We start from the raw sequence: 20,123 nt of genomic DNA, 5'->3' as shown, positions 1-20,123 counted from the left end.
CCTAACCCCGCCAGCCGGTGAGGGCGCGGCGGGAGCGCTCAGCGACGGAACAGCTTGTTACCGAGCCAGACCACCGGGTCGTACTTGCGGTCGGCGACGCGCTCCTTCATCGGGATCAGCGCGTTGTCGGTGATCTTGATGTTCTCCGGGCAGACCTCGGTGCAGCACTTGGTGATGTTGCAGTACCCCAGGCCGTGCTCTTCCTGGGCGTCCTTGCGCCGGTCCCGGGTGTCCAGCGGGTGCATCTCCAGCTCGGCGATCCGCATCAGGAAGCGGGGGCCGGCGAACGCCTTCTTGTTCTCCTCGTGGTCGCGGACCACGTGGCACACGTTCTGGCACAGGAAGCATTCGATGCACTTGCGGAACTCTTGGGAGCGCTGGACGTCCTCCTGCGCCATCCGGTACTCGCCGGGTTGCAGGTCCTTGGGCGGCGCGAAAGACGGTATCTCGCGGGCCTTCTCGTAGTTGAACGAGACGTCGGTGACCAGGTCCCGGATCACCGGGAACGTCCGCAGCGGCGTGACCGTGACGACCTCGTCCTCGGCGAACGTCGACATCCGGGTCATGCAGAGCAACCGCGGATAGCCGTTGATCTCCGCGGAGCACGAGCCGCACTTGCCCGCCTTGCAGTTCCACCGGACCGCCAGGTCGGGCGTCTGGGTCTGCTGCAGGCGGTGAATGATGTCGAGGACGACCTCACCCTCGTTGACCTCGACGGTGAAGTCCTGCAACGCACCGTTGGCGTCGTCGCCGCGCCACACCCGCATCGTCGCGTTGTAGGTCATTTACTTCTCCGTCCTGGGTGTCCGCCCTGGATGCCCGGCGAGCTCCTCGTCGGTGTAGTACTTCTCCAGCTCGGCGATGTCGAACAGTTCCAGCAGATCGGGCCGCATCGGCGTCTGCTCTTTCTTCGTGATGGTGATGTCGGGGATCACCGCGCCTTCAACGTCGCCTGGCTCGGCGACTGCCTCGCAGACCAGCAACAGCTTGCGCCACGACGAGTCCATCGACGGGTGGTCGTCGCGGGTGTGCCCGCCCCGGCTCTCGGTGCGCTGCAGCGCGGCCTTGGCGACGCATTCGCTGACCAGCAGCATGTTGCGCAGGTCGATGGCCAGGTTCCAGCCCGGGTTGTAGCGGCGCTGCCCCTCCACATGCAGGTTCTTGAACCGCTCCCGCAGCTTGTCGAGCCGGGCCAAAGCCTCGGAGATCTCGTCGGCATTGCGGATGATGCCGACCAGGTCGTTCATCGACTGCTGCAGCTCGAGCTGCAGGGTGTAGGGGTTCTCGCCGGGGCCGCCGCCCGCCGGCGCCTCGAAGGGGGACAGGGCCCGCTTCGCCGCCGCCTCGACGGCGCCGTCGCCGACCGTCGGACGGCTGCTCAGCGCCCGCACGTAGTCGGCGGCGCCCAGGCCGGCGCGCCGGCCGAATACCAGCAGGTCCGACAGCGAGTTGCCGCCCAGCCGGTTCGAGCCGTGCATGCCGCCGGAGCATTCGCCCGCGGCGAAGAGCCCGGGCACGGTGGCCGCCCCGGTGTCGGCGTCGACCTCGACGCCGCCCATCACGTAGTGGCAGGTCGGCCCGACTTCCATCGGCTCCTTGGTGATGTCGACCCCGGCCAGCTCCTTGAACTGGTGGTACATCGACGGCAGGCGGCGGTTGATCTCCGCCGGCGTCAGCCGCGACGCGATGTCGAGGAAGACGCCGCCGTGTGGGCTGCCCCGGCCGGCCTTGACCTCGGAGTTGATCGCGCGCGCGACCTCGTCGCGCGGCAGCAGGTCAGGGGTGCGGCGGGCCGAGTCGTTGTCCTTGAGCCACTGGTCGGCCTCTTGCTCGGTCTCGGCGTACTGGCCTTTGAAGACCGGCGGGATGTAGTCGAACATGAACCGCTTGTCGTCGGAGTTCTTCAGCACCCCGCCGTCGCCGCGAACGCCCTCGGTGACCAGGATCCCCTTCACGCTCGGCGGCCACACCATGCCCGTCGGGTGGAACTGGACGAACTCCATGTTGATCAGGGACGCGCCCGCCCGGAGCGCCAGGGCGTGCCCGTCGCCGGTGTACTCCCAGGAGTTCGAGGTGACCTTGAACGACTTGCCGATGCCGCCGGTGGCCAGCACCACCGCGGGCGCCTCGAACAGGATGAAGTTGCCGCTTTCGCGGATGTAGCCGAACGCCCCGGCGATCGCGTCGCCGTCCTTGATCAGTTCGGTGATCGTGGTTTCGGCGAACACCCGGATGCGGGCCTCGTAGTCGCCGAGCTCGGCGTAGTCCTCCTGCTGCAGCGAGACGATCTTCTGCTGCATGGTGCGGATCAGCTCCAGGCCGGTGCGGTCACCGACGTGCGCCAGCCGCGGGTAGGTGTGCCCGCCGAAGTTGCGCTGGCTGATCTTGCCGTCCTTGAGGCGATCGAACAGCGCGCCATAGGTTTCCAGCTCCCAGACGCGGTCCGGGGCCTCCTTGGCGTGCAGTTCGGCCATCCGCCAGTTGTTGAGGAACTTCCCACCGCGCATCGTGTCGCCGAAGTGGGTCTTCCAGTTGTCCTTCGGGTTGGTGTTGCCCATCGAGGCCGCGCACCCACCCTCGGCCATCACGGTGTGTGCCTTGCCGAACAGGGACTTGCACACCACCGCGACCCGCAGGCCGCGTTCGCGCGCCTCGATGACCGCGCGCAATCCCGCGCCGCCGGCGCCGATGACGACTACGTCGTAGGCATGCCGCTCGACATCAACCATGAAAACCCTCGCTAGCTACGTTCTGATTTGTAAGTCAAATGGCTTTTCAGCCAACGAATCTCAGGTCGCTGATGGCGCCGCTGGCCACCAGTGCGATGTAGAAATCGGTGAGCATCAGGGTGCCCAGCGTGATCCAGGCGAACTGCTTGTGCCGGGTGTTCATCGCGCTGACCTGCGTCCAGATCCAATACCGCACAGGGTTTTTGGAGAAGTGCTTGAGTCGCCCACCGGTGACGTGCCGGCAGGAGTGGCAGGACAGCGTGTAGACCCACAGCATGATGACGTTGCCCAGCAGGATCAGGTTGCCCAGCCCGAAGCCGAATCCGCCCGGCCCGCTGTCGGAATGGAACGCGACGATCGCGTCGTAGCTGTTGACGATCGAGATGAGGCAGGCGATGTAGAAGAAGTACCGGTGGGTGTTCTGGATGATCAGCGGGAACTTCGTCTCGCCGCTGTAGTGCACGCGGGGCTCGGCCACCGCACACGCGGTGGGCGACTGCCACACCGTGCGGTAGTAGGCGCCGCGGTAGTAGTAGCAGGTCAACCGGAACAGCAGCAGGAACGGCAGCGACACCGCCGCATACGGCAGCCACCACACGTCGGGCAGGAACTGCGGCCAGATGTCGCCGGCCTCACCGCAACCCTTGCTGACGCACGGCGAGTAGAACGGCGTCAGGTAGTGGTATTTGGGGACAAAGAAGTAGTTCTGCTGGAACGCTCGTGCCGTCGCGTAGATGACGAATGCGGCGAAGCCGAGGTCGATCCTCAGCGGCGACATCCACCACCGGTCGGTACGGAGGGTCCGCTGCTGGATACGGGCGCGCGTGGGTGAAAAGACACCGGACGCAGGACGGTTCGCCGTGGGTGCGCTCATCTAGTTGTTCCTCTTCGAACGGGCTGTCTGTCGAAGGGTACACAGAGAGAAGGCCCCCTCCAGCGGGGGGCATGGAGTCGGGGCGCTCGGGTTGTTCAGGCCCTGTTGTGACCGCCGACGCCCTCGTCGTCGACATCACGCCAGAATTCGCTGTCGTACTGGGTGTCGGGGATGACGATCTTCTCGCCCGACTGCTGCACGGTGGCGCCCGCCAGGTCCAACTCGGACACGTCGGTGTCGAGCAGATCGACGTCGGACAGGATGCGGTCGGCGTCGATGACGATGCGACGCATCGCGGGGCTGTCGCCGTATCGCGACCGCAGCGAGCTCACGCACCGCCGCAGGCCGCCGATCAGATCGTGCAGTTCGGCGAATTCTGTCGTGCCAGTCGTGCTCGTCAACGCATCTCCTCGGCAGTGTTTCGGATCACAGTACGTCCCCAATACTATCCACGGCACAGGCGAACGTCAGACCATTGAGCTCCGACGCCAAGGGAGCAAACACTGATGACGGGCCCCAACACGCCGGCCGAGCGCGCCGCCACCCTGTTGAAGCTGCACCGGCCGGGCAACCCGGTCATCCTGCCGACCGTGTGGGACGCCTGGTCGGCGCGACTGGCCGTCGGCGCGGGATTCGCCGCGCTGACCGTGGGGAGCCATCCGATGGCGGACTCGATCGGCAAATCCGACAACGAGGGCATGTCGTTCGACGACGTGCTCACCCGCGTCGCGCAGATCACCGCGGCGGTCTCGGAAACGGAAGGCGTCCCGGTCTCGGTGGACATCGAATCCGGCTACGGACTTCCGGCCGACCGCCTGATCGAGGGCCTGCTCAGCGTCGGGGCCGTCGGGCTGAACATCGAGGACACCGTGCACTCGGAGGGCGGACGGCTGCGGTCCGCCGAGGAACACGCCGAGCTGGTCGGCGCGCTGCGGTCGGCCGCCGACGCGGTGGGGGTGCATGTGGTCATCAACGCCCGGACCGATCTGTTCCTGCGCCAAGACGGCGAGGAGTCCGATCGCGTCGACCGCGCCGTGGCACGGCTGAATCAGGCGGCCGCCGCCGGCGCCGATGTCCTGTACCCGGTCGGCCGCCACCACCCCGACACGTTGCGGCGCTTGGCCGCGGAGTTGGTGTTGCCGGTCAACGCGATCGCGCTGCCCGACCAGGACGACCCCGCGGCCTTCGGTCCGCTGGGCGTGGCGCGAATCAGCTTCGGGCCCTTCCTGCAGGCCGCGCTGACGGGCCGGGCCAACGAGCTGCTCGCCCGCTGGGGCTGACGCGCAGCGACGCAAAAGCCCCCGACACGCGGTGCGTGCGGGGGCTGTTGCGTCTCGTCGGCGCCTTACTTGGTGATCGCGATGCGTTGCGCCTGGTTCCCGGCGTACGCGCCGCTGACCCGCACCGTCAGCACTCCGGCGTCATAGGACGCCGTGATGGCGTCGCCGGTGACGTGGGCGGGCAGCTGGAACGACCGGCGGAACGAGCCGTACCGGATCTCGCGCAGCGTCCGGCCGTCCTTCTCCTCCGCGTGCTCGTCGCGGTGTTCGCCGTGGATGACCAGGCGACCCCGGTCGACCTCGACGTTCACGTCCCGGTCGACGTCAACGCCCGGGAGCTCGACACGTACGACCGCGTCGTCACCGTCCTTGACGATCTCGGCGGCGGGGCGCCAACCGCTGCTCAGCGGGTTGTTCCAGTCCGCCGCGGCGGCGGGGCCGAAGAAGTCGCGCAGCCACCGGTCGGTGTCCCAGGCCGGTCGCGACCACAGTGCGAGGTTGCTCATGGTGCTTCCCCTTTCGATTCCTTGATCTTCGTTGTGAGATTCCTGTGACCGGCGCTCCGATGACCGGCTACTAGTACAAACATGAGTCGACCACGCTTAAGTTCCAACTGGCCGTTCGCCGGCAGCGAACGATCAATCACAGCCGTCCCTGTGAGTTGTGAGATCCTCGTCATAGGACTGTCACATTGCGCGAAAAAGACGTAATTTCTGGCCGTTACTCTCAAAGCCATGTCTGCAGACGGGATTTCGCGCGCAAGCTGTGCGCCGCGTCACATCATCGTAGTCGGACATGGCATGGTGGGCCACCGGTTCGTCGAGGCGCTCCGCGCCCGCGACACCGAGGGCCGTTGGCGCATAACGGTTTTCGCCGAGGAGACCGACGCCGCCTATGACCGCGTGGGGCTGACCTCCTACACCGAAAGCTGGGACCGCAAGCTGCTCGCGCTGCCCGGCAACGAGTACGCGGGCGACGACCGGGTCCGGCTGGTGCTGAACCAGCGGGTCACCGAAATCGACCGCGCGACAAAGTCGGTGCTCACCGCCGACGGGCGGCGCCACGACTACGACACCCTGGTCCTGGCGACCGGCTCCTACGCGTTCGTGCCGCCGGTGCCCGGCCACGACCTGCCCGCCTGCCACGTGTACCGCACGCTCGACGACCTCGACGCCATCCGCGCCGACGCCCAGCGCGCGGCGCAAAGCTCACACGCGACCGCGGGCGTGGTCATCGGTGGCGGCCTGCTGGGGCTGGAGGCCGCAAATGCGCTGCGCCAGTTCGGGTTGCGGACCCACGTCATCGAGATGATGCCGCGACTGATGGCGCAGCAGATCGACGAGGCCGGCGGCGCGCTGCTGGCCCGGATGGTCGGGGACCTGGGCATCTCCGTGCATGTCGGCACCGGCACCGAGTCGATCGAATCGGTCGACCACCCGGACGGGTCGACGTCGGTGCGGGTGCGCCTGACCGGCGGGCAGGTGGTCGACGCCGGCCTGGTGATCTTCGCGGCCGGGATCCGGCCGCGCGACGAACTGGCGGTCGCCGCCGGGCTGACGCGCGCCGAGCGCGGCGGTGTGCTCACCGACGTGTCCTGCCGGACAAGCGATCCCGACATCTACGCGATCGGCGAGGTCGCCGCGATCGGCGGCCGGTGCTACGGCCTGGTGGGTCCGGGCTACACCTCGGCCGAGGTGGTGGCCGACCGCCTGCTGGACGGCGTCGCGGAGTTCGGCGAGGCGGACCTGTCCACGAAGCTGAAGCTGCTGGGCGTCGACGTCGCCAGCTTCGGTGACGCGATGGGCGTCACCGAGAACTGCCTCGAGGTCGCCGTCAACGACGCGGTGAACCGGACGTACGCGAAGCTGGTGCTCTCCGACGACGCCAAGACCCTGCTCGGGGGCGTCCTGGTCGGCGACGCCTCCTCCTACGGGGTGCTGCGGCCGATGGTCGGCAGCGAGCTGCCCGGGGATCCGCTCGCGCTGATCGCGCCGGCCCAATCCGGCGGCGGCGAGGCGTTGGGCATTGGGGCGCTGCCGGATTCGGCCCAGATCTGCTCGTGCAACAACGTCACCAAGGGCGATCTGAAGTGCGCGATCGCCGACGGCTGCGCCGATGTGCCCTCGCTGAAGTCGTGCACCTCGGCCGGGACGTCGTGCGGGTCGTGCGTGCCGCTGCTCAAGCAGCTGCTGGAAGCCGAGGGCGTCGAGCAGTCCAAGGCGCTGTGTGAGCACTTCAGCCAGTCGCGCGCCGAGCTTTTCGAGATCATCTCCGCCACCGAGCTGCGGACCTTCTCCGGACTGCTGGAGCGCTTCGGTCGCGGAAAGGGTTGCGACATCTGCAAACCCGTGGTCGCCTCGATCCTGGCGTCCACCGGTTCGGACCACATCCTCGAGGGCGAGCAGGCGTCGCTGCAGGACTCCAACGACCACTTCCTGGCCAACATCCAGAAGAACGGCAGCTACTCGGTGGTGCCGCGGGTCCCCGGCGGCGACATCAAGCCCGAGCACCTGATCCTGATCGGCCAGATCGCCCAGGACTTCGGCCTTTACACCAAGATCACCGGGGGCCAGCGCATCGACCTGTTCGGCGCGCGGGTGGACCAACTGCCCGAGATCTGGAAGCGCCTGGTCGACGGCGGCATGGAATCCGGGCACGCGTACGGCAAGGCGCTGCGCACGGTGAAGAGCTGTGTGGGCACCGACTGGTGCCGTTACGGGCAGCAGGATTCGGTGCAGCTGGCCATCGACCTCGAACTGCGCTACCGCGGCCTGAGGGCGCCGCACAAGATCAAGATGGGCGTCTCGGGTTGCGCGCGGGAGTGCGCCGAAGCCCGCTCCAAGGACGTCGGCGTCATCGCCACCGAAAAGGGCTGGAACCTCTACGTCGGCGGCAACGGCGGGATGACCCCCAAGCACGCGCAGCTGCTGGTCAGCGACCTCGACACCGAGACGCTGGTCCGGTACGTCGATCGGTTCGTCATGTACTACATCCGCACGGCTGACCGGCTGCAGCGCACCGCGCCGTGGGTCGAGTCGCTCGACGGCGGTCTGGACCACGTGCGCGAGGTCGTCTGCGAGGACTCACTGGGCCTGGCAGCCGAATTCGAGGCCGCGATGGAGCGGCACGTGCGCAACTACAAGTGCGAATGGAAGGGGGTGCTCGACGACCCGGACAAGCTCTCGCGCTTCGTTTCGTTCGTCAACGCCCCCGACGCCGTCGATTCGACGGTGACGTTCACCGAGCACGCCGGGCGCAAAATCCCTGTGTCCATTGGCATGCCGACGGTTCGCGAGCACAACTCCGAAGGAACGAGGAAGGTATCATGACGCTTCTCAACGACATTGCCGTGTGGACGAGCGCGTGCGCGTACGACCACCTCATTCCGGGCCGCGGCGTCGGCGTGCTGCTCGACGACGGTTCCCAGGCCGCGTTGTTCCGGCTCGACGACGGGTCCGTGCACGCGGTGGGCAACGTCGACCCGTTCTCCGGGGCGGCCGTGCTGTCCCGCGGCATCGTCGGCGACCGCGGAGGCCGCGTCACGGTTCAGTCGCCCATTCTCAAGCAGGCGTTCTCGCTCGAAGACGGTTCCTGCCTGGACGATCCGAGCGTTTCGGTGCCGGTGTACCCGGTGCGGATCACCGCAGACGGCTTCGTGCAGATCGCCCGCGACGCCGAGGCCCGGGCGGCCTGAGCGCGCGACCGCTCACCGGGTGATGTCGCCGACCAGGTAGCGCTGCATCGTCGGACCGATCGCGTCGACCAGCGCGTCCACCGACATCGAGTGCAGCGGCTCGGAGCGGATGCCGTAGCGCATGATGCCCAGGCCCACGAGCTGGGAGGCGCACAACGAGGCCCGCGTGGCCGCCTTGTCGGCGCCGAGGATTTTCAGCAGCGGGCCGAAGACCGGGCCCACGAAATTGCTTTGGACGATTTCGGCGGTCTTGGCCATGCCCGTGGACGCGACGGCGCTGGCCGCGAACGGCCCACCCCCGGCGGCATCCCAGGTGGTGATCAGCATCGTCAGGGTCCGGCGGCCGATTTGATTGACCCCTCCGGTGACGAGCCGGTCGATGAATTCCGGTGTGCCGAACGGCAAACGCAGCGCCTTGGCGACCGGATCAAGGATGCCACGCGACGGCTCTTCGCGACGGGGCATGGTGCCAGGATCGCCGGTTCGAGCCCAAAGATCAAGGAATTGGCCGTAACGCGCGCGCGTGGGTGACCTGTTGGGGGGCCGATCGACGCGACGCATGCCGGGCGGTGGCGGCCAGGGCGGGCGGCAGGGCGCGGCGGAATCGGTTCGCGATCAGGCGCGCCAGGCAGGGATGGGTGCCCAGCGGTTGACTGACCAGGTCGGCGCCGCAGTCGTGCAGCCGTTGTTGGAACAGGCCGTCGGCCAACAGGTAGGAGGCGACCACGACGCGTCCACCGCGGCGCCTCGCCCGGTCGACCGACTCGTGCAGTTGCGGGTCCCCGGTGGCCGCGAACGCCAGGCTCACCCGCGACCCGGTGAGCGCCGACAACAACGTCGCCGTGGTGTGCAGGTCGGCGCGGGCGTTGTCGTCCGAGGTTCCCGCGGCCGCCAGAATCACCGAATCACCCGGCCGCCAACCGCATTTCAGCAGCTGATCGCCGACGATCCGCGCGACCTGCCCGCTCGGGCCCAGCGCGGGGGTGACGGTCACGTTCGGATGACCGCTGATCGCGACGTGGGCGGGCAGGTCGGCCCGGACGTGATATCCGCGCGACAGGAACGCCGGCACCACGATGGCCGGCCGGCCGGCGGCCTTCGCTGTGGCCAGCACCTCGCTGGGGGTGGGTCCCACCACGTCGACGAACGCCACGTCGACCGGGCTGCGGACGAGCGTACTCACCTGTGCCGCAAGGTCTTCGACCATCGCCACGCCGCCGGGCCTGCGGGTGCCGTGCGCCACCAGGATCAGTGCCATGGGGATTCGTCCGGATGGTCGATCGCGAGCCGGTAGCCACGCTTGACCACCGTCGCGATGATGTTCTTGTCGCCCAGCGCCGTTCGCAGCCGCAGCACGGCCGTGTCGACGGCGTGGGGATCGTTGCTGTTGCCGGGAAGCACCCGCAACAGGTCGTTGCGCGCGACGACGTCGCCGGGGCGCTCCGCCAGCGCGCGCAGCGTCGCCATTCCCGATCCCGACAGGGACCGCGGCGAACCGTCGACCAGCACGCAGGTCCCGCGGATCTCCATCTCGTGGCCGGCCGCCCGGATGGTGGTCGAGCGAAGGGTCGGGAGCTCCTGGGCGATGTGACGGGCCAACGCCCCCAACCGCATTCGCTCGGGCGACGACGTGGGGACCCCGGCGCGGAGCAGGGGCTGCGCGGTGACCGGGCCCACGCACATCGCGTGCACGTCGCTGCGAAGTGCTTGCAGCAGTTGTTCTTCGACGCCCAACTCGCGGCTGCGCTCCAGCAGCGCCGCGCCCGCGGGCGCCGAGGTGAAGGTCACCGCGTCGAACTGCCGCCGGGCGACCGAGGTGACGAGTTGGTCGAAGTCGCCGCCGGCCGGCGTTGGTTTCCAGCGATATACGTGGATGGGGACCACCTGGGCGCCCGCGGACCGCAACCCGTTGAGGAATTCCGGGAACGGGTCCCAGGTGTCGGCCGCGCCGTGCAGCTGGACCGCGACCCGCTTTCCGGCGATATCCGATTCGAGCAGGTAGCGCAGGACCTCGCTCGACGATTCGGACCTGGGCGACCACTCCTCATGCAGTCCGGCGGCGCGCAAGGCGCCGGTCGCCTTCGGCCCGCGGGCCACGATCCGCGCCCGAGACAGGGACGCCAGCAACTGGGTGGCCAGTCCCCAGCCGTCGGCCGCGGCGACCCAGCCGCGGAAGCCGATGCCGGTGTGCGCCACCAAGATATCGGGAGGCTCGGCGATGACCGCTTCGGTGTGGCGGTGCAGTTCTTCGTCTTCGGGCAGCGCGATGAGGTTGATGGCCGCGGCGCTGGACACCTCCGCGCCGTTGCGGCGCAGCAACGCGCACAGCTCTTCGGCCCGGTTCGCCGACGTCACGGCGATCCGGTAGCCGGTCAGCGGCGCGGAGTCTGGTGGGGCCAGTTGGGGGGCCATATGAAGTGTGTATGCCTGCGACATTTCGGTTGCGTTACCGGGCAATTGCTGTGGCATTGCCCGTGTTGCGAGTCCGCTCACACACGGGCGGCCTCGGCTTCCGCCCGCGCCCCGGAGCGGCCCGGGGCCGTGACGGGACGCCGGACGTAGACCATCCAGGTCATGATCGCCGCGCCGACGTAGGAAGCCAAAAACGCCCAATACGCCGCCGTTTCGGTACCGGTGCTCAGGTAGGACTGCCGCAGCGCCAGGTTGATTGCCACGCCGCCGAACGCGCCGACCGCGGAGCAGATGCCGATCAGCGATCCCGACTGCGCGCGCGCCCAACGACGACGGTCGTCTTCGCTCATGGCCAGCCCGCGACTGCGGGCCTCGTAGACCGTCGGGATCAACTTGAACACCGACCCGTTTCCCATGCCGGACAGGACGAACAGCACCATGAAGCCGGCGACGCAGCCGATCATGCTGACGGAACGTGTTACGGCCTGCTGGTCCTCGAGGGCGCTGATGGTGACCAACAGCGCGGCCGCCAGGGTCATCCCGGCGAGGACGCCAAGCGTGACGCGGCTGCCGCCGATGCGGTCGGCCAGCCGCCCCCCGTAGATGCGCGCCACGGAGCCCAGCAGGGGGCCGACGAAGGCGACCTGGGCGGCGTGCAGCGCGGCGTGCTTGGCGGTTTCCCCGCTTTCCAGGAAGTGGACCTGCAGCACCTGCCCGAAGGCGAAGGAGAACCCGATCCAGGAGCCGAAGGTGGCGATGTAGAGCAGCGAGATGACGTGGGTGTCGCGCTCGAACAGGATCGAGCGCATGGTGCGCAGCTGGGTGCCGTGGTGGACGTTGTCCATGACCAACGCGGCCGCGATCCCCACGGCGACGAGCAAGACCAGGTAGATCGCGCACACCCAGTACGGGGCCTGGTGCCCGGCGGTGGCCAGCACCAGCAGGCCGATCAGCTGGATCACCGCGACGCCGAGGTTGGCGACGCCGGCGTTGACCGCCATCGCGGCGCCCTTGAGGCGCTGCGGGTAGAAGGCGTTGACGTTGGCCAGCGAGGCCGCGTAGTTGCCGCCGCCCAGCCCCGTCAGCGCGGCGCACAGCACGAAGAGCCACAGGGGCAGGCCGGGGTTGGCCAACAGGGCGATCGTGCCCGCCGTCGGGATCACCAGCACGAAGGCCGAGAACGTCGTCCAATTGCGACCGCCGAAGGCGGCGATGCCCAGGGTGTAGGGGATCCGGGCGCAACCACCGACCAGGGTGGCCACCGCGCCCAGCAGCAGCTTGTCGCCCGCGGAGAAACCGTAGACGGCGCCCGGCATGAACAGCGCCATGACGGGCCACAGCGTCCAGATCGAGAAGGCCACGTGGTCACCCGCGATGGTGCCGAGCAGATTGCGCCGGGCGATCTTCTTGTTCCCGGCCTCCCAGGCCGCCGCGTCTTCGGGATTCCAGTCCGCGATGCGATGGCTGCGGCGCGGCGAGATCACCTGGGCACGTTGGCATATGGACGCTGCGCGTGCGTGCATACCGATCCCTCTCTTTGGAAGCAGTTCGGGGTCTGGCCGGCGACGCGCGTGGGCGTCCCGCATGAAGGGGCATGCCCCGCCGTAGGTTTCCGATGCTCACATCTAGGACGCGAGCGGGTCAACCGGAATCGGCCGATATGGGCTGTTAGTTGATTACCAGTTATCTGGTAAGTCCCTGAAGGGTGCCGGCGCGCGCGAATGCCGATCGCCGCCAAGTGATCTCACGCCGGTGCGTCGGACTTTGTGAGCTGTCCTACAGTCGAACGCCGGAATTGCGTTAGCCGAACGGCCAACTCGCGACGCCGGCCCCGGCCACGGCGCCGACCGGGGTACGCGGCCGCGCCCAGTGCAGCCGCACCGACTGGCCGGGCCGCACCTGGGCGACCTTGTCGACGTCCTCGTCGATCACCACACCCACCACCGGATAGCCACCGGTGACGGGGTGGTCCGGACCGAGGATCACCGGTAAACCGTTGGGCGGCACCTGGATTGCGCCACGGGTGGCACCCTCGCTGGGCAGCTGCCGGTCCGGGTGGAGGCATTGCAGGGGACGGCCGACCAACCGCATCCCCACCCGGTCGCTGCGATCGGACGCCACCCAAGCGGTGCGCACCAGCGCGTCGGGGTCGAGGAACCAGTCGTCGCGCGGCCCGGGCACCACGGACAGCTCGACGACGCCGCCGGTGATGGCCGCCACCGGCGCCTGGTCCAACTCGGGGTAGTCCGCGGTGTGCTCGCCGATCGGCAGCCGGTCCCCGGCCCGCAGGGGTGAGGGCCCGATGGCCGACATGACGTCGTAGCTGCGCGAGCCCAGCACCGGCTCCACGCAGATCCCGCCGCGGACCGCGAGGTAGCTTCGCAGCCCCGCCCGCGGGGCGCCCAAAGAGATCACCTGACCGTCGCGCACGTGCTGAATGCTGTTGGTGCCGAACTCGATTCCGTCGACGGTCGGATCGGTGTCGGCGCCCGTCACCGCGATGTCGACGTCGCTGCCCCGGACCCTGGTCGCGAACCCGCCGAACGTCACCTCCACGGTGGCGCGGTCGTCGGGGTTGGCCACCAGCCGATTGGCCAGTTTGTGCGCTCGCCGGTCGGCGGCCCCGGACCGGCTGACGCCGAGGTGGGCCAGTCCCGGCCGGCCGAGGTCTTCGACGACGGCGAACGGCCCGGTGCGCAGGATCTCCAGGACTGCCACGACTGCCTCCTTGAATGGTGCGGCCCGGTTGGGCTAGACGGCCCGGAACTGAACCCACATGCCTTGCATCAGCAACGCAGGGTCCGGGCGCTGCAGGTCCCACAGGACCGCGTCGGTGTGGCCGATGAGTTGCCACCCGCCGGGGGATTGCCGGGGATAGATCGCGCTGAATTCTCCGGCGAGGGCGACGGATCCGGCCGGCACGGCGGTCCGCGGCTCGGGACGCCGGGGCACCCGCAGGCGCGGGTCGCCGTCGACCAGGTACGCGAAACCGGGTGCGAATCCGCTGAATCCGACCCGCCACAGGGTGGCGGTGTGGGCGTCGATCACCTGCGGGATGGTCAGCCCGGTGTGGCCGGCGACCTCGGCGAGGTCGGGGCCGTCGTAGACCACGTCGATCACCACGTCGGCGCCGCGCTCGGACGGGGCCGGTGGCGTGGCGGTGACGCGCATCGCGTGCAGCCTCCGGCGGACGACGCCCTGGCGGCGTGGGCCGTCCAGCTTCACCAGCACGGTGCGGGCGGCCGGCACGACATCGACCACGCCCGCGATCGGCTCGGAGCGCAGCGCGGCGGTCCACGCCAAAACCTCTGCGGCACTGCCACATTGCACCATCAGCGCCCGGTCGCCGTAGTCCAGGACGGTGTTGCCGGCCAGCTCGGTCGGCAGTTCGTGGGCCAGGTCGCCGCTAAGGTCCGTCACGCTCATTACTCGACGGTAACCCCGGGATCGGGGCTCGTGCGAGGGGCGGCGGCGGGATTTTCGAGCACTGCCAGAGCTGCCTTAGCAAACGCTCAAACAGCCAGGATGCGCGCGAGCGGCTAGCCCAGGATTTTGGCGAGCAGCGGGGGCAGTTGGTCGGCGACGAGGGGGTAGCTCAGCGGTGAGGCGAAGGCGATCGCGCCGGCTTGCTCCGCGGTGGTGAAGATGTGGCGGTTCTGCGCGGTGGTCAGTGACCCGGCCACCTCGGGGTCGGCCAGCAGGGCCTTCTGATCGTCGGGGTTGCGGGTCGTCCAGATCACCACGTCGGCCGAATCGAGCACGGACTTGATGTGATCGCGCGGGATGACGGCGCGCTGATCGGTGCCGAACGGTTTGATGGTGTCGGCGATGACCAGCCCCATCTGGTTCAGGAAATCCGTGCGCCAGCCCGCCATGGTGGCCACGACGGTCCCCTGCCACAGCGCGCCGTGCATCAGCAGCGCCTTCTTGCCGGTCCACTGCGGGTTTCTCTTGCCGACGTCGGTGAACTTCTGGTCGACACCGTCGACCAGCGACTTCATCTGGTCCGCCTGGAACACGGCCTGCCCGACGGCGGCGGCCTGCTCCTTCCACGGTTCGAAGAAGGCGTCGCCCCCGGATTGCGCGACGGTCGGGGCGATCGCGGACAGTTTCTGATAGGTGTCGGCGTCGAGGCCGGCGTTGACGGCCACGATCAGGTCCGGTTTCAGCCCAGCGATCTGGTCGACCGGGATGCCGTTGTCCAGGTTCAGCACCACCGGCCGCGCGCCGCCGAGCTTGGGCGCGGACCACGGCCAGACCGCGAACGGCTGGTCACCGAACCAGTTGGTCACCGCGATCGGCACCACACCGACGGCGAGGAGGTCGTCCTGCTCGGTGAAGCCGGCGCTGACGACGCGCTTGGGCGGCTCTTTGATGACGGTCTGACCGAACAGGTGGGTGAGGGTCACCGATCCCGGCGTGGCTCCCGGTGCGGTTTTGTTTGACGAGCACCCCGCCGAAAGCGCCGAGGACCCGGCCAGCGCGGCGACGCCGGAAGCCCCTGCGAGCTGCAAGAATCCCCGTCGATTCCATCCCTGTCGCATCGCGTGAGAGTATCGCGTTCCGCCACCCGGCGGCTCGCGTTGCAGAGTTCTGACAAACGCGCCGGCCCCGTTGCGATTTCTGCGTATCGCCCGCGTAACTGTGCACACCCGGACCGGTAACAGTGCCTCTCTAGCGTCAAGTGGTCACCGCCCGCGCCTACCCACAAGGGAGTCCCACCAGATGACCACGACCCTCAGCCCGGCATCGCAGCCCGCGCCGACGCGCGAGCGTCCTGCCGGACGGCACTGGATCGACGACTGGCGACCCGAAGACCCGGAGTTCTGGGAGGCGACTGGCAAGCCGATCGCCCGCCGCAACCTGATCTTCTCGATCTTCGCCGAGCACGTCGGGTTCAGCGTGTGGATGCTGTGGAGCATCGTCGTGGTGCAGATGACCGCGGGCGCGCACGGGCTGCCCGCCGCGTCCGGCTGGGCGCTGACCCCCAGCCAGGCGCTGTGCCTGGTCGCCGTCCCCAGCGGGGTGGGCGCCTTCCTGCGACTGCCGTACACCTTCGCGGTGCCGATCTTCGGTGGCCGCAACTGGACGACCATCTCGGCGGCGCTGCTGCTGATCCCGTGCCTGCTGCTGGCCTGGGCGGTGAGCCATCCCGGCATCCCGTTCGCGGTCCTGGTGGCGGTCGCGGCGACCGCCGGCTTCGGCGGCGGCAACTTCGCCTCGTCGATGGCCAACATCTCCTTCTTCTACCCGGAGAAGGACAAGGGCTGGGCGCTGGGCCTGAACGCGGCCGGCGGCAACGTCGGCGTCGCCGTTGTGCAGAAGATCATCCCGCCCGTCGTCGTCGCCGGCGGCGGGGTGGCCCTGGCGCGCGCCGGACTGTTCTACGTGCCGCTGGCCGTCGTGGCCGCCGTGTGCGCGTTCGGATTCATGAACAACCTGAGCGAGGCGAAGGCCGACGTGAAGCCGGTGTGGCAGTCGCTGCGCCACCCCGACACCTGGCTCATGTCGCTGCTCTACATCGGCACGTTCGGGTCCTTCATCGGCTACTCGGCCGCCTTCCCGACCCTGCTCAAGACGGTGTTCGGCCGCGGCGACATCGCGCTGACCTGGGCCTTCCTCGGCGCCGGCATCGGGTCGGTGATCCGGCCCCTCGGCGGCAAGCTGGCCGACCGGATAGGCGGCGCGCGCATCACCGCCGCCAGTTTCGCGCTGTTGGCCCTCGGGGCGGCGGCCGCGCTGTGGTCGGTGCGGGCGGTCAACCTGCCGGCGTTCTTCGCCAGCTTCATGTTCTTGTTCGTCGCCACCGGCATCGGCAATGGCTCGACCTACCGGATGATTTCGCGGATCTTCAAGATCAAGGGCGAGCTGGCCGGCGGCGATCCGGACACCATGGTGCGGATGCGGCGCCAGGCCGCCGGCGCGCTGGGCGTCATCTCCGCGGTGGGCGCCTTCGGCGGCTTCATCGTGCCGCTGGCCTACGCCTGGTCGAAGTCGGAGTTCGGCAGCATCGAGCCGGCGCTGCGCTTCTACATCGCGTTCTTCCTCGCCCTGCTGGGCGTCACCTGGTACTGCTACCTGCGCAGGCACAACGCGATAACCCGGGTCGGGATCTAGTTAGGGCTGCTGCTTGCCGCCGTAGTTGGCCCAGGGGCTGTAGTCGGCGATCAGCTCCTCCTGCGGCGGCCGCTGGTCCTCGGGAACGTGTTGCAGGTTGATCCGGATCCGGTACCAGATCGAGCTGGGCCCGCGCATGCCGTCGACGAGGACGTCGACCGGCTGCAGCCGCTCGGCCGCCGCCGGATGGCGGTCGCGCCAGGTGTCCAGCGCCGCCATCGCCTCGTCCTTGGTCTTGGTGCGGGCGATCTCGATCAGGGGCATCGAGGATTGACGCCGGCCGCCGGTGCCCTTGTCGCGCTTGCCCGACCCTTTGGGCGCCCGCTCGGGAGGCCCCATCTCCTCGGCCAGCACCAGCAACCGGTCGAGGTCACCGACCGCGTCGTCCATTCCCTCCCAGGGGTCACCGATCTCGGCGAACCGCGCGGGCACGGTATCGATGGTGAACGCCTCGGGCCGGCACCCGGCGACCTCGTCCCAGTGCAGCGGGGTCGAGACCCGGGCGTCGGGCGTCGCCCGCACCGAATAGGCCGAGGCGACCGTGCGGTCCTTCGCGTTCTGGTTGAAGTCGACGAACACCCCCTCGCGTTCTTCCTTCCACCACCGGCTGGTCGCCGCCTCGGGCACGCGCCGCTCCACCTCCCGGGCGACTGTCTGCGCGGCCAGGCGCACCTGGCGGAACTCCCAGCGCCGGGCGATGCGGGCGTAGATGTGGAAGCCGCGCGACCCCGACGTCTTCGGCCACGGGGTCAGGCCGTAGTCCTCGAGCACCTCGCGCGCCACCAGGGCGACGTCCACGATGCGCCGCCAGGAGACCCCGGGCATCGGATCGAGGTCGACGCGCAGTTCGTCGGGGTGATCGAGGTCGTCGGCGAGCACCGGGTGCGGATTCAGGTCGACGCAGCCCAGGTTGATCGCCCAGGCCAGCCCGGCGGCGTCGCGGATGACGGCCTCCGCCGCGGAAGTGCCTCGCGCGTAACGGAGTTCGGCGACGTCGACCCAGTCCGGCCGTTTCGCCGGCGCGCGCTTCTGGAACACCGCCTCTTCGGTGATGCCCTTGACGAAGCGCTTCAGGATCATGGGGCGCCCGGCCACGCCGCGCAGCGCGCCGTCGGCCACGGACAGGTAATAGCGGACCAGGTCGAGCTTGGTGTAGGGGCCCGATGTTTTGTGGCCGTCCGCGCGGGGGAACACGACCTTGTCCGGATGGGTGACGGTGACCTCTCGCCCGGCCACCTCCAGCAAAACCGGACGGGTCATGGGAGTTCATGTTAATTCGCCAGAATTTCTGGCCGTGCTGAGACGGACGTCACATATGGTGGATTCCATGCCTAACCTCCTCGGCCTGCCCGGCCAGGCCTCCAAAGCGGTAGCAAAACTGCACCAGTACGTCGAGCGCGGCTCCGCCGAACTGCACTACGTGCGCAAAATCTTCGAGTCGGGCGCGTTCCGGATCGAGCCACCGCAGAACTACGCCGCGATGGCGGCCGACATCTACAAGTGGGGCGAGTTCGGCATGCTGCCCGCCCTCAACGCGCGGCGCCATCCCGACCGCGCGGCGTGCATCGACGAAGAGGGCGAATTCTCCTACCGCGAACTCGACGAGGCGGCGCACGCGGTGGCTAACGGGCTGATCGAGAAGGGCGTCAAGGGCGGCGACGGCGTCGCCATCCTGGCCCGCAACACCCGCTGGTTCCTGATCGCCAACTACGGCGCCGCGCGGGTCGGCGCGCGCATCATCCTGCTCAACAGCGAATTCTCGGGTCCGCAGATCAAAGAGGTGTCCGAGCGCGAGGGCGCCAAGCTGATCATCTACGACGACGAGTACACCAAGGCCGTCAGCAAGGCCTCGCCGGAGCTGGGCAAGCTGCGGGCGCTGGGGACCAACCCGGATAGTGACGAGCCGTCCGGCAGCACCGACGAGACGCTGGCCGACCTGATCGAGCGCAGCAGCAAGGAGCCCGCCCCCAAGGCGGCCAGGCACGCCTCGATCATCATCCTCACCAGCGGGACCACCGGCACCCCGAAGGGCGCGAACCGTAGCACCCCGCCGACGCTGGCGCCGGTCGGCGGAATCCTGTCGCACGTCCCGTTCAAGGCCGGCGAGGTGACGTCGCTGCCGGCGCCGATGTTCCACGCGCTGGGGTATCTGCACGGCACGATCGCGATGTTCCTGGGCTCGACGCTGGTGCTGCGCCGCAAGTTCAAGCCGCCGCTGGTGCTGCAGGACATCGAGAAGTACAAGGTGACCGCGATGGTCGTCGTCCCGGTGATGTTGTCGCGGATCCTCGAAGCGGTCGAGAAGATGGACTCCAAGCCTGACCTGTCCAGCCTGAAGATCGTGTTCGTGTCGGGATCGGCGCTGGGGGCCGACCTGGCGGAGCGCTCGCTCAAGGACCTCGGCCCAGTGATCTACAACATGTACGGCTCGACCGAGATCGCCTTTGCGACCATCGCCGAACCCAAGCACCTGCAGTACAACTCGTCGACCGTCGGGCCGGTCGTCAAGGGCGTGCGCGTCAAGATCTACGACGACAACGGCAAGGAGCTGCCGCAGGGCGAGGTCGGCCGCATCTTCGTCGGCAACGCCTTCCCGTTCGAGGGCTACACGGGCGGGGGCAAGAAGCAGATCATCGACGGCCTGTTGTCGTCGGGCGACGTCGGCTACTTCGACGAGAACGGCCTGCTCTACATCAGCGGGCGTGACGACGAGATGATCGTCTCCGGCGGCGAGAACGTCTTCCCGGCCGAGGTCGAGGACCTGATCACCGGGCACCCCGACGTCGTGGAGGCCACCGCGATCGGCGTCGACGACAAGGAGTGGGGCCACCGCCTGCGCGCCTTCGTGGTGAAGAAGGACGGCGCGGACCTCGACGAGGACACCGTCAAGCACTACGTGCGCGATCACCTGGCCCGCTACAAGGTGCCGCGCGAGGTCATCTTCCTCGACGAGCTGCCGCGCAACCCCACCGGCAAGATCCTCAAGCGCGAGCTGCGCGAAATGGAGATCGAATAGG

The 20,123-nt window shown here is 68.6% G+C and carries 18 protein-coding genes; 5 read left to right on the top strand and 13 right to left on the bottom strand.

Going from position 1 to position 20,123, the window contains the following annotated elements:
* Positions 1–38: 38 nt before the first annotated feature.
* The 4 genes from W7U_RS19810 to W7U_RS19795 form a co-directional block, all read right to left on the bottom strand.
* Complete coding sequence (locus W7U_RS19810; protein WP_003874034.1) at positions 39–785, bottom strand: succinate dehydrogenase/fumarate reductase iron-sulfur subunit; 747 nt, start codon at positions 783–785, stop codon at positions 39–41.
* On the bottom strand, positions 786–2,729 hold the full coding sequence (locus W7U_RS19805) for a fumarate reductase/succinate dehydrogenase flavoprotein subunit (protein ID WP_008261758.1): 1,944 nt from the start codon (positions 2,727–2,729) through the stop codon (positions 786–788).
* Positions 2,730–2,775: 46 nt separating this feature from the next.
* Positions 2,776–3,603 (bottom strand): hypothetical protein, encoded by an 828-nt coding sequence (locus W7U_RS19800; protein WP_008261757.1) that lies wholly within the window; start codon positions 3,601–3,603, stop codon positions 2,776–2,778.
* Between the two features lie 95 nt (positions 3,604–3,698).
* A complete protein-coding gene (locus W7U_RS19795; RefSeq protein WP_008261755.1) occupies positions 3,699–4,004 on the bottom strand; it encodes a hypothetical protein in 306 nt (101 codons plus the stop codon).
* Between the two features lie 105 nt (positions 4,005–4,109).
* Here W7U_RS19795 and W7U_RS19790 point away from each other — a divergent pair, with 105 nt between their 5' ends.
* Entirely contained in the window at positions 4,110–4,883 is a 774-nt protein-coding gene (locus W7U_RS19790; RefSeq protein WP_008261753.1) for an isocitrate lyase/phosphoenolpyruvate mutase family protein, read from the top strand.
* Between the two features lie 65 nt (positions 4,884–4,948).
* Here the strand turns inward: W7U_RS19790 and W7U_RS19785 are convergent, their stop codons facing one another.
* Complete coding sequence (locus W7U_RS19785) at positions 4,949–5,389, bottom strand: Hsp20/alpha crystallin family protein (RefSeq protein WP_008261751.1); 441 nt, start codon at positions 5,387–5,389, stop codon at positions 4,949–4,951.
* Positions 5,390–5,617: 228 nt separating this feature from the next.
* Between W7U_RS19785 and nirB the strand changes: the two genes are divergently transcribed.
* Both nirB and nirD read left to right on the top strand, forming a co-directional pair.
* Complete coding sequence (gene nirB, locus W7U_RS19780; protein WP_081490142.1) at positions 5,618–8,212, top strand: nitrite reductase large subunit NirB; 2,595 nt, start codon at positions 5,618–5,620, stop codon at positions 8,210–8,212.
* Positions 8,209–8,577, top strand: a complete 369-nt coding sequence (gene nirD, locus W7U_RS19775; protein ID WP_008261748.1) for a nitrite reductase small subunit NirD — start codon at positions 8,209–8,211, stop codon at positions 8,575–8,577. The genes nirB and nirD overlap by 4 nt, the downstream gene beginning before the upstream one ends.
* A gap of 12 nt (positions 8,578–8,589) precedes the next feature.
* On the opposite strand, the gene W7U_RS19770 is transcribed toward nirD, so the two are convergent.
* The 7 genes from W7U_RS19770 to W7U_RS19740 all read right to left on the bottom strand — a co-directional run bounded on the left by W7U_RS19770 (position 8,590) and on the right by W7U_RS19740 (position 15,533).
* On the bottom strand, positions 8,590–9,042 hold the full coding sequence (locus W7U_RS19770; RefSeq protein ID WP_008261746.1) for a hypothetical protein: 453 nt from the start codon (positions 9,040–9,042) through the stop codon (positions 8,590–8,592).
* A 31-nt stretch (positions 9,043–9,073) separates the two neighbouring features.
* On the bottom strand, positions 9,074–9,835 hold the full coding sequence (locus W7U_RS19765) for a sirohydrochlorin chelatase (RefSeq protein WP_008261744.1): 762 nt from the start codon (positions 9,833–9,835) through the stop codon (positions 9,074–9,076).
* On the bottom strand, positions 9,826–10,977 hold the full coding sequence (locus W7U_RS19760) for a uroporphyrinogen-III synthase (protein WP_026071138.1): 1,152 nt from the start codon (positions 10,975–10,977) through the stop codon (positions 9,826–9,828). The genes W7U_RS19765 and W7U_RS19760 overlap by 10 nt, the downstream gene beginning before the upstream one ends.
* 89 nt (positions 10,978–11,066) lie before the next feature.
* Entirely contained in the window at positions 11,067–12,512 is a 1,446-nt protein-coding gene (locus tag W7U_RS19755; RefSeq protein WP_050989399.1) for a nitrate/nitrite transporter, read from the bottom strand.
* A gap of 277 nt (positions 12,513–12,789) precedes the next feature.
* Positions 12,790–13,707, bottom strand: a complete 918-nt coding sequence (locus tag W7U_RS19750; RefSeq protein WP_008261737.1) for a 5-oxoprolinase/urea amidolyase family protein — start codon at positions 13,705–13,707, stop codon at positions 12,790–12,792.
* A 33-nt stretch (positions 13,708–13,740) separates the two neighbouring features.
* On the bottom strand, positions 13,741–14,415 hold the full coding sequence (locus tag W7U_RS19745) for an allophanate hydrolase subunit 1 (protein WP_008261736.1): 675 nt from the start codon (positions 14,413–14,415) through the stop codon (positions 13,741–13,743).
* Positions 14,416–14,528: 113 nt separating this feature from the next.
* Positions 14,529–15,533: an ABC transporter substrate-binding protein gene (locus W7U_RS19740; protein ID WP_036429554.1), complete on the bottom strand. Its 1,005-nt coding sequence runs from the start codon at positions 15,531–15,533 to the stop codon at positions 14,529–14,531.
* Positions 15,534–15,714: 181 nt separating this feature from the next.
* Here W7U_RS19740 and W7U_RS19735 point away from each other — a divergent pair, with 181 nt between their 5' ends.
* Entirely contained in the window at positions 15,715–17,106 is a 1,392-nt protein-coding gene (locus tag W7U_RS19735) for a nitrate/nitrite transporter (protein ID WP_008261734.1), read from the top strand.
* Here the strand turns inward: W7U_RS19735 and W7U_RS19730 are convergent, their stop codons facing one another.
* Complete coding sequence (locus tag W7U_RS19730; protein WP_008261733.1) at positions 17,107–18,366, bottom strand: DNA polymerase domain-containing protein; 1,260 nt, start codon at positions 18,364–18,366, stop codon at positions 17,107–17,109.
* A gap of 67 nt (positions 18,367–18,433) precedes the next feature.
* Between W7U_RS19730 and fadD2 the strand changes: the two genes are divergently transcribed.
* Positions 18,434–20,122 (top strand): long-chain-fatty-acid--CoA ligase FadD2, encoded by a 1,689-nt coding sequence (gene fadD2 / locus W7U_RS19725; RefSeq protein WP_008261732.1) that lies wholly within the window; start codon positions 18,434–18,436, stop codon positions 20,120–20,122.
* The last annotated feature ends 1 nt before the right edge of the window (position 20,123 follow it).

Source organism: Mycobacterium sp. H4Y (assembly GCF_000364405.1).
Taxonomy (GTDB): Bacteria; Actinomycetota; Actinomycetes; order Mycobacteriales; family Mycobacteriaceae; genus Mycobacterium; species Mycobacterium intracellulare.
The sequence above is the reverse complement of the archived record's forward strand: the minus strand, read 5'-3'. Positions and strand labels throughout refer to the sequence as shown.

What these genes read in the sequence shown, in the direction of transcription:
- W7U_RS19810 (WP_003874034.1), bottom strand. Translation starts at nt 785, where the DNA reads ATGACCTACAACGCGACGATGCGGGTGTGGCGCGGCGACGACGCCAAC.
- W7U_RS19805 (WP_008261758.1), bottom strand. Translation starts at nt 2,729, where the DNA reads ATGGTTGATGTCGAGCGGCATGCCTACGACGTAGTCGTCATCGGCGCC.
- W7U_RS19800 (WP_008261757.1), bottom strand. Translation starts at nt 3,603, where the DNA reads ATGAGCGCACCCACGGCGAACCGTCCTGCGTCCGGTGTCTTTTCACCC.
- W7U_RS19790 (WP_008261753.1), top strand. Translation starts at nt 4,110, where the DNA reads ATGACGGGCCCCAACACGCCGGCCGAGCGCGCCGCCACCCTGTTGAAG.
- W7U_RS19785 (WP_008261751.1), bottom strand. Translation starts at nt 5,389, where the DNA reads ATGAGCAACCTCGCACTGTGGTCGCGACCGGCCTGGGACACCGACCGG.
- nirB (WP_081490142.1), top strand. Translation starts at nt 5,618, where the DNA reads ATGTCTGCAGACGGGATTTCGCGCGCAAGCTGTGCGCCGCGTCACATC.
- nirD (WP_008261748.1), top strand. Translation starts at nt 8,209, where the DNA reads ATGACGCTTCTCAACGACATTGCCGTGTGGACGAGCGCGTGCGCGTAC.
- W7U_RS19770 (WP_008261746.1), bottom strand. Translation starts at nt 9,042, where the DNA reads ATGCCCCGTCGCGAAGAGCCGTCGCGTGGCATCCTTGATCCGGTCGCC.
- W7U_RS19765 (WP_008261744.1), bottom strand. Translation starts at nt 9,835, where the DNA reads ATGGCACTGATCCTGGTGGCGCACGGCACCCGCAGGCCCGGCGGCGTG.
- W7U_RS19755 (WP_050989399.1), bottom strand. Translation starts at nt 12,512, where the DNA reads ATGCACGCACGCGCAGCGTCCATATGCCAACGTGCCCAGGTGATCTCG.
- W7U_RS19745 (WP_008261736.1), bottom strand. Translation starts at nt 14,415, where the DNA reads ATGAGCGTGACGGACCTTAGCGGCGACCTGGCCCACGAACTGCCGACC.
- W7U_RS19740 (WP_036429554.1), bottom strand. Translation starts at nt 15,533, where the DNA reads ATGCGACAGGGATGGAATCGACGGGGATTCTTGCAGCTCGCAGGGGCT.
- W7U_RS19735 (WP_008261734.1), top strand. Translation starts at nt 15,715, where the DNA reads ATGACCACGACCCTCAGCCCGGCATCGCAGCCCGCGCCGACGCGCGAG.
- W7U_RS19730 (WP_008261733.1), bottom strand. Translation starts at nt 18,366, where the DNA reads ATGACCCGTCCGGTTTTGCTGGAGGTGGCCGGGCGAGAGGTCACCGTC.
- fadD2 (WP_008261732.1), top strand. Translation starts at nt 18,434, where the DNA reads ATGCCTAACCTCCTCGGCCTGCCCGGCCAGGCCTCCAAAGCGGTAGCA.